The organism is Enterobacter hormaechei subsp. xiangfangensis, assembly GCF_001729785.1.
GTDB classification, from domain to species: Bacteria; Pseudomonadota; Gammaproteobacteria; order Enterobacterales; family Enterobacteriaceae; genus Enterobacter; species Enterobacter hormaechei_C.
The window spans coordinates 2,808,273-2,821,166 of sequence record NZ_CP017183.1 but is presented as its reverse complement, the minus strand read 5'-3'; the positions used below and the strand labels follow the sequence as shown (position 1 = coordinate 2,821,166).

Sequence of the window (12,894 nt, the reverse complement as noted above, 5' to 3'; positions counted from 1 at the left end):
AGCGTGAGCATGGATATTACCGATTTTTACCAGACATTTTTTGATGAAGCCGACGAATTGTTGGCCGATATGGAGCAACATTTGCTGGATCTGGTGCCCGAGGCGCCGGACTCAGAACAGCTCAATGCCATCTTCCGTGCGGCGCATTCCATTAAAGGCGGAGCCGGAACGTTTGGATTTACCATTTTGCAGGAAACCACCCATTTAATGGAAAACCTGCTGGATGAAGCACGACGCGGTGAGATGCAGCTCAATACCGACATTATCAACCTGTTTTTGGAAACGAAAGATATTATGCAGGAACAGCTCGACGCCTATAAAAGTTCGGCAGAGCCTGATGCCGCCAGCTTTGAATACATCTGCAACGCGCTGCGTCAGTTAGCGCTGGAAGCCAAAGGTGAGGCGTCTGCGCCCGCTGTCCCTGCGGCAAAACTGAGCGTTGTTGACGCCGTGGCCGAACCCGCTACGGCGCCTGACGCGCCCGCAGGAAAACTGCGCGTGGTGCTGTCACGTCTGAAGGAGAACGAGGTCAACCTGCTGGAAGAGGAGCTGGGGAACCTGGCGACGCTCAGCCACGTGGTGAAGGGCAAAGACAGCCTGGCCGCGACGCTTGACGGCGGGATCGGTCAGGATGACATCGTGGCAGTGCTCTGCTTCGTCATTGAAGCGGATCAGATTGCGTTTGAAACCGAGGCGGGGGCCGTTGAAGCGCCAGCTCCGGCAGAGAATACCCCTGCGGTAGTTGCCGCTGCCCCGGCACTGAAAGCCGTGCCAAAAGAGACGGCTGCCCCGGCCCGCGGTGAAAAACCGGCGGCGCGTTCCAGCGAGTCCACGAGCATTCGCGTGGCGGTGGAGAAAGTGGATCAGCTAATCAACCTGGTGGGTGAACTGGTGATCACCCAGTCGATGCTGGCCCAGCGTTCCAACGAGCTGGACCCGGTGACTCACGGCGATCTCATCACCAGCATGGGCCAGTTACAACGTAACGCCCGCGATTTGCAGGAATCGGTGATGTCCATCCGCATGATGCCGATGGAATATGTCTTCAGCCGCTTCCCGCGCCTGGTGCGCGACCTGGCCGGCAAGCTCAACAAACAGATCGAACTCACGCTGATGGGCAGCTCCACCGAGCTGGACAAGAGCCTGATCGAACGCATTATCGACCCGTTAACGCACCTGGTGCGTAACAGCCTCGACCACGGCATCGAGCTGCCGGAAAATCGCGTGGCAGCCGGAAAATCGCCCGTGGGCAACCTGATCCTGTCAGCGGAACATCAGGGCGGCAACATCTGCATCGAAGTGACCGATGACGGCGCGGGCCTGAACCGCGAGCGCATTCTGGCGAAGGCGATCTCGCAGGGAATGGCTGTCAACGAAAACATGACGGACGAAGAAGTGGGCATGCTGATTTTTGCCCCGGGCTTCTCAACCGCAGAGCAGGTCACCGACGTTTCCGGCCGTGGCGTGGGCATGGACGTGGTGAAACGTAACATTCAGGAGATGGGCGGTCACGTTGAGATCCAGTCTAAGCAGGGTGCAGGCACCACGATTCGTATCCTGCTGCCGCTGACGCTGGCCATTCTTGACGGCATGTCCGTTAAAGTGGCGGACGAAGTCTTTATTCTGCCGCTGAACGCGGTGATGGAGTCCCTCCAGCCGCGTGAAGAAGATCTGCATCCGCTGGCGGGCGGGGAGCGCGTGCTCGAAGTACGCGGCGAGTATCTGCCGCTGGTGGAACTGTGGAAAGTGTTCGAAGTGGACGGGGCAAAAACCGAGGCCACGCAGGGTATCGTTGTGATCCTGCAAAGCGCCGGACGCCGCTACGCGCTGCTGGTTGATCAGCTGATTGGTCAGCATCAGGTGGTGGTTAAGAACCTGGAAAGCAACTACCGCAAAGTGCCGGGGATCTCTGCTGCCACCATCCTGGGTGATGGTAGCGTCGCGCTGATCGTCGATGTATCGGCACTTCAGGGATTAAATCGTGAACAACGTGTGGCGAACACAGCCGCCTGATTAAGTAAAAGGTAATAACATGACCGGTATGAGTAACGTAACGAAACTGGCGGGCGAGCCATCGGGGCAGGAATTCCTGGTTTTCACTTTAGGTGATGAAGAGTACGGTATCGACATCCTGAAAGTGCAGGAAATTCGTGGTTACGACCAGGTAACGCGCATTGCGAACACGCCAGCGTTTATCAAGGGTGTGACCAACCTGCGCGGTGTGATTGTGCCTATCGTGGACCTGCGCGTGAAATTCAGCCAGGGCGATGTGGAGTACAACGATAACACGGTGGTGATCGTCCTGAATCTGGGGCAGCGCGTGGTGGGGATCGTGGTGGATGGCGTGTCTGATGTACTGTCGCTGACCGCAGATCAAATCCGTCCTGCGCCGGAGTTTGCGGTCACGCTGTCGACGGAATACCTGACGGGGTTGGGTGCGCTCGGCGAGCGTATGCTAATTCTGGTGAATATTGAGAAGCTGCTGAACAGTGAAGAGATGGCGCTGCTGGATATTGCGGCGAATCATGTAGCATAAAATGAAGCCGGGTAAGCGTCAGCGCCACCCGGCTCTTTTGTATCCTTACGCCTCCTGCTCCACCAGCTCTGCCTCCGCTTCCCGCGCCCCTTCATTCTGCGACAGCATCGCCGTCGCAATCCCGTTCCCCAGCACGTTAATGGCGGACCGTCCCATATCCAGGAAATGATCAATCCCCATCAGCAGCAGGATCCCGGCCACCGGAATGTTAAAGCTCGGAATGGTTGCCGCCAGCACCACCAGCGACGAGCGCGGTACACCCGCAATGCCTTTCGAGGCCAGCATCAGCGTTAACATCAGCACCGTCACCTCGGTGAAACTCAGGTGAATGTTGTACGCCTGGGCGATAAACATTGAGGCGAACGAGCAGTAAACCATGGAGCCGACCAGGTTAAACGAGTAGCCGATCGGCAGGACGAAAGAGGCGATATTCCGTGAACAGCCGAAGCGCGCTAACTGCTCCAGCGTTTTCGGGTATGCCGCTTCAGAGCTGCTGGTGGTAAACGCGACCAGCACCGGATCTTTCAGCATCGCCACCAGACGAAAAATCTCTTTTTTCAGCACCATGTAACCTACCGCCAGCAATACCAGACAGGTCAGAAGGATCGCCACATAGTAACCGCCAATAAACGAGGCATAGTTCAGCAAAATGCCCAGCCCCTGGGTGGCAATGACGGACGAAATTGCGGCAAAAATGGCCAGCGGCGCAACGTACATCACGTAGCCCGTCACCTTCAGCATAATGTGGGAGACCACATCCAGCGCCGCGACCAGCGGGGCGTTGAATTTTTGGCCCAGTGACGCGCCGCCAATGCCGAAGAACATCGAGAAGACCACAATTTGCAGGATCTCATTGTTCGCCATCGCGCCGGCAATGCTGGTTGGAATGGTATGTGACAGGAAGGCTTTCAGCGACATCCCACTAACGGCCAGGCCGGTATCAACCGTCTCTGTGGGAATGCTCAGGTTCAGACCGCTGCCGGGTTGTTCAAGGGTAACAATAAACAGCCCCACCAGAATGGAAAGCACAGATGAACTGATAAACCACACCATCGCTTTACCCCCGACGCGCCCAATCGTCGACGTTTCACCCAGCTTCATAATGCCCACCGTCAGGGTGCTGAACACCAGCGGGGCAATCACCATCTTAATCAGCCGCAGGAAAATATCGGTCAGTAGCGTAATGTTCTCCGACCAGGCCTGTATCGCGTCGGACGAAGCATACTCATGGATCGCCGCACCTGAAAGAATACCCGCCAGCATGAAAATCACGATGAAGAGCGTGAGTTTGTTTGCACTTGCCACAAAAAGATCCTCTATGCGCTAAAAGAGTTTCCTGCGTCGATGCATACAAAATTTTTATTTAAGCGCAGGAAAATATTCGAGGCATAAATTGAAGTAAAGCTGCGTGAGTTACAACTTGTTTTTAATTTTTATGAAATTCGTTGTTTTTATCATAACGATATATTGTGATGCAGATCACATTACACGCGATATATCCTCAGATTAAGCAAGAATAATGCCCGTTTTATTTTGCTAACTCTTTGTAATGTTTGTTAATAGTCTGTTAATTGGGGGCGGGTGTCTCACCTTCGTTGAAAGTGGTTGAAGCGTGAACCATAAACTAAATTCTCAGTAACCGCGCCGGGGAATGTTTAAGCGGGGCTAACATACTGAACAGTATGAATAAAATATGGCAAGCGGACCATTATTTCTTCTGGAGGGTGGTAAATGAAAAGAAAACTTCTTTTTATCTGCGCGGGTACACTGCTAACGGCGGCGACTGTCGGTCAGGCGCTGGCAGTCACCAGTAGCGGTACTATCGGGGCGACGCTGACGTTGACGAACGGTTGTTTGATCAACGGCTCGCCAACGCAAAACGGCATTAACTTCGGGACACTCGATTTCGGGACCCATCCTGCGACATTCTCCACCCTGACAACCCAGTTAACCGGGGCCAGCGGCGGAAATACCTTTACCATTCAATGTACCACTGCCAGTTACACGGTGGCGATCACCGGCAACACCAACGCGACCGCACCCGGAACTGTTGTCGGCACCCCCGGCACACCCGCCCGATATCTGGTGAACACCGCCAATGCGGCACAGGGCGTGGCATACAGCCTCTATAGCGACAGCGGGTACAACAACGTGATTGCTAACAACGCCGCGTTGCCCGTAGCTTCCACAGCGGGCGGGGTGAACAGCTATACCCTCTACGGGCGCATAACGGGCGGCGGCAATAGCGTAACGGTTGTACCGGGAACCTATACCGACACGATTAACGTCAGCGTCACCTACTGATTCAGCCATGAAGGCATTGTGTTTATGTCTGCGCGAAAGCGCAGAGGGCGTCGTGCACCCTTTTTTGGCCCTGATCGTCGGGCTGATGATGATCTGCGACGCCAGGGCGGTGACATCCCAGTCCTTCAGGGTGAGCGCGACGGTAGTACCAGGATGCTCGGTGAGTACCGGCACGGGCGGGCGCTTTGGGACGCTGGATTTTGGAACCCGCAATGGCGTGGACAACACGCCGGTCAGCACCAGCTTTGTCGCCGACGGCGCGTTGTCCATCGCCTGCACACCGGGTGTGGCGCTAAGTATGAGCATTAACGGCGGTCAGAATTTTAGCTCTGTGAGGCGGATGACGCGTTCAGGCGGGACAGAGGTGGTCGGTTACCGGCTCTACAGCAGCAGCTCACTGGCCGCGAACAGTGAAATTGGCGTTAACCAGGCCATACCGATTACCTATACCAACAGCAATAATATCGCGCTGCCTCTTTTTGGCGTCGCGCTCCTGACGGGGTTTAGCCTGCCGGGAACATATTCAGATCAACTCACCGTGACCTTGTCATGGTAGGAAAGGGAGAACATCGATGAAGCCATTTTTCAGGCGATCAGGCCTGGTGGGTCTGTTGGGGGCAACGGCTCTGGCAGCGGGCCAGGCGCAGGCAGCGGCAACCATTCTTTTGTGGCCCATCGATCCGTGGCTTTCGGCAGAGGCGAGAGCAACTGAATTGTGGATCCAGAATCAGGGCAACAGCGCCACGACAATGCAGATACGCATTGTGCGCTGGAAACAGGAGGGCGGATATGAGCGTTACACCGCCCAGCAGGATGTGGTCGCCAGCCCGCCGATCGTGACTATCGCTAAAGGCAGTAAACAGCTTATTCGCCTGATCAAGCAGGGGACGATCCCGTCGGGGGTTGAGCAGGCCTACCGCATTATTGTGGATGAAATTCCCCAGCCGGATGCCAAAGCGGAACCGTCCATGGGCCTCAAACTGCAAATGCGCTATTCGATTCCTTTATTTGTTTATGGGCAGGGGATCCCCACCCTCAACGAAGGGGCACACCACGCGCTGGCGAACACCCAACAGCTGAGCTGGCGGGTCGTTCAGGAGGGAGGGAAACCCGCGCTTCAGGTCCGTAATCAGGGGGATGTTCATGTCCGGCTCAGCCAGGTTGCGGTTGAGCAGGGCGGGCAAAAACGCACGGTTGCCGAGGGGCTGCTGGGTTATGTGCTGCCAGGCAGCACCCGAAGCTGGCCGCTTCCGGCAGGGATTTATCAGCCGAACCGGATGAGCGCGCAAATTAATGCCAGGGATACGCAATGGCAATCGACGCCCGTCAACTGAAACCGGCGATGATGGTCCTGCTTTGCGTCAGTACCAGCGCCTTTGCCGAAACCGGTGACGACAGTTTACCGCCGCCGCCGGATGCACGGACGATGAACGGCGAAGCAGTATTCCAGCTCGCCCTGGTGCTGAACCACTATGACACGGGTCTGGTGGTGCCGGTGACGCAGCGCGAGGGTGCCTGGTTTATTTCAGGCGCGGATTTGCTCCGCGCCGGGCTGCCGCCCGCGCATGTGCCTGCCGGAGAGGTGAATCTCTCGACGCTTACGTCGGTACGCGCAGAGTACGACAGCACGGCCCAGCGTCTGTTGCTGACGGTCCCCCGGGACTGGGTCGCCGCGCGGATCACGCCGTTCAGCGAACAGAACACGCATAGCAAGCCGCACTATGGCCGCGGCGCGTTGCTCAATTACGACGTTTATACCAACCATTCCGAGCACACGGGCGGCCAGGCGTCGGTCTGGCACGAGTTCCGCTATTTCAATGAGGATTATTCGTTTTCATCGACGGGTTACGCCCGGCAGAATTTCACCGGTAACAGCGGGCAGCAGGAAGGGTACGTGCGCTACGACTCAACGTTTCTGATCACCAACGAGGAAGATGCCACCACCTGGACCGTCGGGGACGTCATCAGCGATGCGCTGAGCTGGAGCACCAGCGTGCGCATGGGCGGGATCAGCTACGGGCGCGACTTCTCCCTGCGTCCTGATCTGGTGACCTGGCCGCTGCCGGCGTTTTCCGGCGAGGCGGCTGTCCCGACCTCGGTCGATCTCTTTATTAATGGCTACCGTTCCGGCTCCACCCGCCTTCAGCCGGGGCCGTTTACCCTCACCAATCTGCCGTATATCAACGGTGCCGGGGATGCGGTGCTGGTTACCACTGATGCGCTGGGTCGTCAGGTGAGTACCACGCTGCCGTTTTATGTCAGCAGCGATCTGCTTAAGCAGGGGTTAAGCGACGGCGCCGTGACGCTGGGCAGCCTGCGGCGTAACTACGGTATTGAGAATTTTGACTATGGCCCGGCGGCGGGCAGCGGATCGTATCGCTACGGGGTGACCGACTGGCTGACGCTGGAGGGGCATGCGGAAGGGGCGGAGTCGCTGGCGCTCGGCGGTGCGGGCACGGTGCTGAAGCTCGGGCGTTTTGGCGTGGTAAATACCTCGTGGACCCAAAGCCGCATGCGCGGCGATAGCGGCGGCCAGATAAACTGGGGCTATCAGTACAACACCAGCGAGTTTAGCGTAGCGACCCAGCATACCCGGCGCGACCGTGGCTTCGGCAACCTCGTCCTGTACGATCAGGCCACCGTTTATGATGAAAATGATAACCCCGTTGCCAGCCTGAGCCGCAATACCGACCAGTATTCCTTAACTTTTAACCTCGGCGGTTACGGCAATATCGGCGCGGCGTGGATCGGGGTTGAAAGTTTTGACAGCAAAAAAACTGAGCTGCTCAACCTCTCCTGGAGCCGTAATTTGTGGGGCTCAAGCAGTATTTATCTGGCTGCCAGCCGTGACCAGCAGCGGGGCGACTGGACGGTTGCGCTGTCGTTGCAGGTTCCCCTCGGCGAACGTGACAGCGCCGCCGTCACCTTTGAAAACACCCCTGACGCAGGCAGCACTCAACGCATTAACTACAACCACTCGATGCCTTCAGACGGCGGCTTTAGCTGGAACATGGCCTGGGCCAACCAGTCGCGGTCGAGTAACTATCAGCAGGCTACGCTCGGCTGGCGGAATAACAACGTGGAGCTACAGGGCGGCGGCTACGGTGAGAAGGGCATGATGACCTGGTGGGGCGAGGCGATGGGTTCTGTTGTGCTGATGGACGGTGAGCTGTTTGCGGCGAACAAAATCAACGATGCGTTTGTGGTGATCAGCACCGACGGACATCCGGACGTACCCGTCAGCTACGAAAACCAGCCGGTTGGTAAAACCAATAACAAAGGTTATCTGTTGGTCAGCGGCGTTTCCGCCTATTACCCGGCAAGCTACCGCATTGATACCCTGAACTTACCTGCGGATACCCGGCTGAAAGAGACCGAGCGTCGGGTGGCGATTCGTCGGCATAACGGTTATCTGGTGGATTTCCCGATGGAGCAGGAGCGGGTTGCCAGCGTCATTCTGCACGATGCGCAGGGCAATGCGATCCCGGTGGGAAGCCAGGTCAGACGCGCATCCCGCAGCAGCGCGGTTGTCGGCTATGACGGCCTCGCCTGGCTGGAAAACCTCAACGATGTGAATCCGCTTGAGGTCATCACCCCGGAGGGTAAACGCTGTACGGCAACGCTGACCGTTGGCGCAAACCCTGAGCATAAGCTGCAAACCTACGGTCCGCTGACCTGTCGGGAGGCGCCGTGAGACGCCTGTTAATCGCGCTTCTGCTGCTGTGCTCCGGCGGCAGCTGGGCGGCCTGTACCGTCAGTACGGTGAATGCCTCGTTTGGCAGCGTCACCTCGTTCGCTCTCAGCGGCACCGGGGAAGTGGAAACGACGGGCACGCTGGTGGTGACCTGCGATACCGTTCTCAACCTGTTAACCAACGACTCGGTGACGCTGAATTACACTTCGGCATCCGTCTTTGCGAATAGCCGGGCGACCATGAAGCGTACGGACAACGCGGCTATTACCGATGTCATTCCTACGCGCCTGTGCGGGGCGTCCGGCTGCGGCGGAAACAGTGAAATACAAATCAGCAAAGCCTATACCTGGAGCGGAAACACGCTGCTCGGGCTGCTGGGTTCAAGGCGCTACAACATTCCCCTTTATTTCCGGACCGTAATGGGGCAGAACGTCACCGCCGGGCCGTATCAGGTGTTGTTAACGTTCAGCATTAACTACAACGTGTGCGCCGTTGGCGCGGTCGGAGCGTGCCTGACCCCGCAAACCGGCACGGCAACCACCTCGATCCTCCTCAACATGACCGTCACCAACGATTGCAGCACCATGACCACGCCGGACGTGAATTTTAACAGCGCGCCGCTGGTGCAAAATTTTCCCACCGTTTCACAGTCGGTTGCCGTCACCTGTACCAAAGGCAGCACCTACACCATAGGCATTAATAATGGGGCAAATGCCCTGAACAACGTGCGTCGTATGGTCAGCGGCAGCAACTTCATGAGTTACGACATCTACAAAGAGGCGACCAGCAACCGCTGGGGTAGCAGCGGCAGCGAGCGCTGGGCCAGCGCCAGCTCATCGCAGGTCAGTACGGACGGGCTTTTACGTACCTACAACTACACCGCCAAAGTTCTGACCAGCCAGGCCACGCCGCCTGCCGGAACCTACACCGACACGCTGATTGTCGACGTCGCATTCTGACTCCCGCGCTTTTCCCTTTCGCAAATGTAAAGTTCCTGTGGCCTGTGCCGATAACACCGTTAATAAATCTATGAGAAGGTGTTGTATGTTGAACCGTATCCGCGTTGTCACAATGCTTATGATGGTGCTGGTCATTTTCGCACTTCTTCAGCTTACTTCTGGCGGCCTCTTTTTCTCGTCGTTAAAACAGAACCAGGACAGCTTCGCGGCCTCGAACGATTTGCGAATGCAGCAAAGCGAACTGACCACGACCTGGGATCTGATGTTGCAGACGCGTATCAACCTGAGCCGCTCGTCTGCCCGCATGATGATGGACCCAAATAACCAGCAGAGCAGCGCAAAAACGGAACTGCTGAAGAATGCGCGCGCCACGCTGGCAGACGCGGCGAAACATTACGACGCCTTCAAAAAAATCGCCCCTCAGCCGGCAATGGCGCAGGCGAGCGCGAACATAGATGAAAAATATCAGGCCTACTTCGCCGGCCTCACGGAGCTGGTGCAGTTCCTGGAGAAGGGCAATATGGACGCCTATTTCGCGCAGCCGACCCAGGGAATGCAGAACGCCCTCGGCGCGGCGCTCGGCGAGTACGCCAAAGCCAGTGGCGAGCTTTATCACTCCGCCTTTACGCAAAGCCAGAACGACTACCGTTTCGCGAAATGGCAGATGGCGGTTCTCGCCCTCGCGCTGGTCATTGTGCTGGTGGCCGTGTGGTACGGCATTCGTCATATCCTTCTTAACCCGCTTGGCCGCGTCATTGCCCATATCCGTGATATAGGCCGGGGCGATCTCACGAAAACGCTGTCCGTTATTGGCCGCAATGAGATCTCCGAGCTGGCAACCAGCGTCGACCATATGCAGCGTTCGCTGATTGATACCGTCGCCAACGTGCGCGAGGGGGCGGATGCCATCTATACCGGCACGAGTGAAATCGCGATGGGCAACAACGATCTTTCGTCCCGTACCGAACAGCAGGCGTCCGCTCTGGAAGAGACGGCGGCCAGCATGGAGCAGCTCACCGCGACCGTGAAGCAGAATGCCGACAACGCCCGTCAGGCGTCGCAGCTTGCAGAAAGCGCGTCCGACACCGCCCAGCGCGGCGGTCGGGTGGTCGACGGCGTGGTGAAAACCATGCATGACATTGCCGACAGCTCGAAGAAAATCGCCGACATCATCAGCGTTATCGACGGCATCGCCTTCCAGACCAACATCCTGGCGCTGAACGCGGCCGTTGAAGCGGCGCGTGCGGGCGAGCAGGGCCGCGGGTTTGCCGTAGTCGCCGGCGAAGTGCGTAACCTCGCCAGCCGCAGCGCCAATGCGGCGAAAGAGATCAAAGCTCTGATTGAAGACTCTGTTTCACGCGTGGATACCGGCTCGGTGCTGGTGGAAAGTGCGGGTGAAACCATGAATGACATCGTGAATGCCGTGACGCGCGTGACGGACATCATGGGTGAAATCGCCTCTGCATCGGATGAGCAGAGTCGTGGTATTGACCAGGTCGCCCTGGCGGTATCGGAAATGGATCGTGTGACGCAGCAAAACGCCGCCCTGGTGCAGGAGTCCGCTGCCGCGGCCGCTGCGCTGGAGGACCAGGCGAGCCGCCTGAAAATGGCCGTCTCGGCGTTCCGCCTTACTTCAAAAACAACAAATACGGTCAGCTCGCGATCGGTGTACGGCGAAGCAGCCCCGGCGCCCGTGACAGCACGTACGCGCGCAGCGGTGACCGGACAAGATGAAAACTGGGAAACATTTTGACTGACAATTAAACCGCGGCTGCTTGCCGCTTGATGGGAGCGTGGATGTTAAATCGTATTCGTATCTCGACCACACTGTTTTTGATTCTGATCCTGTGTGGGGTTTTGCAGGTTGGCAGTAACGGGTTGTCTTTCTGGGCGTTTCGCGATGGCTATCAGTATTTGCAGGAAGTTGAGACGAGTAATCAGCAGCGCTCCGCACTGGCACAAACGCGTGCCGTGCTGTTGCAGGCAAGCACTGCGCTGAACAAAGCAGGGACGTTAACCGCGCTGAGCTATCCGCCGGAGGATATTAAGGCGCTGATGGTTGTGGCCCGCAGCAGCCTGAAGCAGGCCGACGCGCAGTTCAAGGCCTTTACGGCGCAGGAGGCGGTCAGTGAGAAAGAGAAAGCGCTCAAAGTCGCCATGAAAAAGACCTTTGATGTGTGGTACGGCGATCTCGACCATCAGGCGACGTGGCTGGAGAACAACCAGCTTTCTGACTTCCTGACCGCGCCGGTGCAGGCGTCTCAGGCGGCGTTTGACGACAGCTTTAACGCATGGCAGCAGGATATTAACCAGTTTGTGGCGCGTGCCGGTGCGGACAGCCGTACCAGTTACCGCATGTCAGGGATGATATTCCTGACCATGGTAATCCTGGCGGCCCTGCTGACCGGCGGCTCGCTGTGGTGGTCGCGCAAAATGATCGTCCAGCCGCTGGCCATCGTCAGCAGTCACTTCGACAGTATTGCGAAGGGCGACCTGGCGCGTCCGGTGGCCGTGTATGGCAGGAATGAAATATCAGCGATTTTCGCCAGCCTGAAGGAGATGCAGAGTTCGCTGCGGGAAACGGTAAGCAACGTTCGCCAGGGCAGTTACGCCATGCATACCGGGATCTCCGAGATTGCGGCAGGCAATAACGACCTCTCTTCCCGCACTGAACAGCAGGCGGCATCGCTGGCGCAGACGGCGGCCAGCATGGAGCAGCTGACCGCGACGGTAAGCCAGAACGCCGATAACGCGCGTCAGGCGTCCGACTTGTCAAAACAGGCAGCGATGACGGCGAAACGTGGGGGCGATCAGGCTTCTCACGTTGCCAGCACGATGCAGGAGATTGCCGCCAGCTCGCAGAAAATTGGCGACATTATCAGCGTTATCGACGGTATCGCGTTCCAGACCAATATTCTGGCGCTGAACGCGGCGGTGGAAGCGGCGCGTGCCGGCGAGCAGGGGCGCGGGTTCGCGGTGGTTGCCGGTGAAGTCCGAAACCTCGCCAGCCGCAGCGCCAATGCGGCGAAAGAGATCAAAGGGCTGATAGAAGAGTCGGTCTCCCGCGTTCAGCAGGGCTCCGCGCTGGTGGATACCGCCGCGCAGACCATGCACGAGATAGTCACCTCCGTGACGCGGGTTAACGACATTATGGGCGAGATTGCCTCGGCGTCTGATGAACAACGCCGTGGTATTGAGCAGGTGGCGCAGGCCGTTACACAGATGGATCAGGTTACACAGCAGAACGCCTCACTGGTGGAAGAGGCGGCGGCTGCGACCGATCAGCTGGCAAACCAGGCGGATCACCTTACCGGGTTAGTCGCCGTATTTAATGTGAAAGAGCACGTTGAAGCAGTAACAGAAGTCGGACGGTCACAGGCCGTGCCCGTTGTATCCTGAAT

At 57.6% G+C, this 12,894-nt stretch carries 10 protein-coding genes; 9 read left to right on the top strand and 1 reads right to left on the bottom strand.

Annotated features, from left to right (window positions below; all coding sequences use genetic code 11):
• Positions 1-3: 3 nt before the first annotated feature.
• Together cheA and cheW are read left to right on the top strand one after the other, a co-directional pair.
• On the top strand, positions 4-2,013 hold the full coding sequence (gene cheA / locus BFV63_RS13555) for a chemotaxis protein CheA (protein ID WP_048240546.1): 2,010 nt from the start codon (positions 4-6) through the stop codon (positions 2,011-2,013).
• Between the two features lie 19 nt (positions 2,014-2,032).
• Positions 2,033-2,536, top strand: a complete 504-nt coding sequence (gene cheW, locus BFV63_RS13550) for a chemotaxis protein CheW (RefSeq protein WP_003859699.1) — start codon at positions 2,033-2,035, stop codon at positions 2,534-2,536.
• 45 nt (positions 2,537-2,581) lie between these two features.
• Here the strand turns inward: cheW and BFV63_RS13545 are convergent, their stop codons facing one another.
• Complete coding sequence (locus BFV63_RS13545) at positions 2,582-3,841, bottom strand: dicarboxylate/amino acid:cation symporter (RefSeq protein WP_003859700.1); 1,260 nt, start codon at positions 3,839-3,841, stop codon at positions 2,582-2,584.
• Between the two features lie 426 nt (positions 3,842-4,267).
• Between BFV63_RS13545 and BFV63_RS13540 the strand changes: the two genes are divergently transcribed.
• From BFV63_RS13540 to tap, 7 genes are all read left to right on the top strand, one after another.
• Positions 4,268-4,840, top strand: coding sequence for a Csu type fimbrial protein (locus BFV63_RS13540; protein WP_003859701.1), 573 nt, complete (start codon positions 4,268-4,270; stop codon positions 4,838-4,840).
• A 7-nt stretch (positions 4,841-4,847) separates the two neighbouring features.
• Positions 4,848-5,396, top strand: coding sequence for a Csu type fimbrial protein (locus BFV63_RS13535; RefSeq protein ID WP_032659181.1), 549 nt, complete (start codon positions 4,848-4,850; stop codon positions 5,394-5,396).
• 16 nt (positions 5,397-5,412) lie between these two features.
• On the top strand, positions 5,413-6,174 hold the full coding sequence (locus BFV63_RS13530) for a fimbrial biogenesis chaperone (RefSeq protein WP_022651454.1): 762 nt from the start codon (positions 5,413-5,415) through the stop codon (positions 6,172-6,174).
• Positions 6,150-8,534 carry a fimbria/pilus outer membrane usher protein gene (locus BFV63_RS13525; protein WP_048240548.1) on the top strand — a complete coding sequence of 795 codons (2,385 nt, stop codon included), beginning with the start codon at positions 6,150-6,152 and terminating at the stop codon, positions 8,532-8,534. The genes BFV63_RS13530 and BFV63_RS13525 overlap by 25 nt, the downstream gene beginning before the upstream one ends.
• Positions 8,531-9,493: a Csu type fimbrial protein gene (locus BFV63_RS13520; RefSeq protein WP_022651452.1), complete on the top strand. Its 963-nt coding sequence runs from the start codon at positions 8,531-8,533 to the stop codon at positions 9,491-9,493. The genes BFV63_RS13525 and BFV63_RS13520 overlap by 4 nt, the downstream gene beginning before the upstream one ends.
• 85 nt (positions 9,494-9,578) lie before the next feature.
• Positions 9,579-11,246, top strand: coding sequence for a methyl-accepting chemotaxis protein II (gene tar, locus BFV63_RS13515; protein WP_023324886.1), 1,668 nt, complete (start codon positions 9,579-9,581; stop codon positions 11,244-11,246).
• 44 nt (positions 11,247-11,290) lie between these two features.
• Entirely contained in the window at positions 11,291-12,892 is a 1,602-nt protein-coding gene (gene tap / locus BFV63_RS13510; RefSeq protein WP_048240550.1) for a methyl-accepting chemotaxis protein IV, read from the top strand.
• The last annotated feature ends 2 nt before the right edge of the window (positions 12,893-12,894 follow it).

What these genes read in the sequence shown, in the direction of transcription:
- BFV63_RS13535 (WP_032659181.1), top strand. Translation starts at nt 4,848, where the DNA reads ATGAAGGCATTGTGTTTATGTCTGCGCGAAAGCGCAGAGGGCGTCGTG.
- tap (WP_048240550.1), top strand. Translation starts at nt 11,291, where the DNA reads ATGTTAAATCGTATTCGTATCTCGACCACACTGTTTTTGATTCTGATC.
- BFV63_RS13525 (WP_048240548.1), top strand. Translation starts at nt 6,150, where the DNA reads ATGGCAATCGACGCCCGTCAACTGAAACCGGCGATGATGGTCCTGCTT.
- cheW (WP_003859699.1), top strand. Translation starts at nt 2,033, where the DNA reads ATGACCGGTATGAGTAACGTAACGAAACTGGCGGGCGAGCCATCGGGG.
- BFV63_RS13530 (WP_022651454.1), top strand. Translation starts at nt 5,413, where the DNA reads ATGAAGCCATTTTTCAGGCGATCAGGCCTGGTGGGTCTGTTGGGGGCA.
- tar (WP_023324886.1), top strand. Translation starts at nt 9,579, where the DNA reads ATGTTGAACCGTATCCGCGTTGTCACAATGCTTATGATGGTGCTGGTC.
- BFV63_RS13540 (WP_003859701.1), top strand. Translation starts at nt 4,268, where the DNA reads ATGAAAAGAAAACTTCTTTTTATCTGCGCGGGTACACTGCTAACGGCG.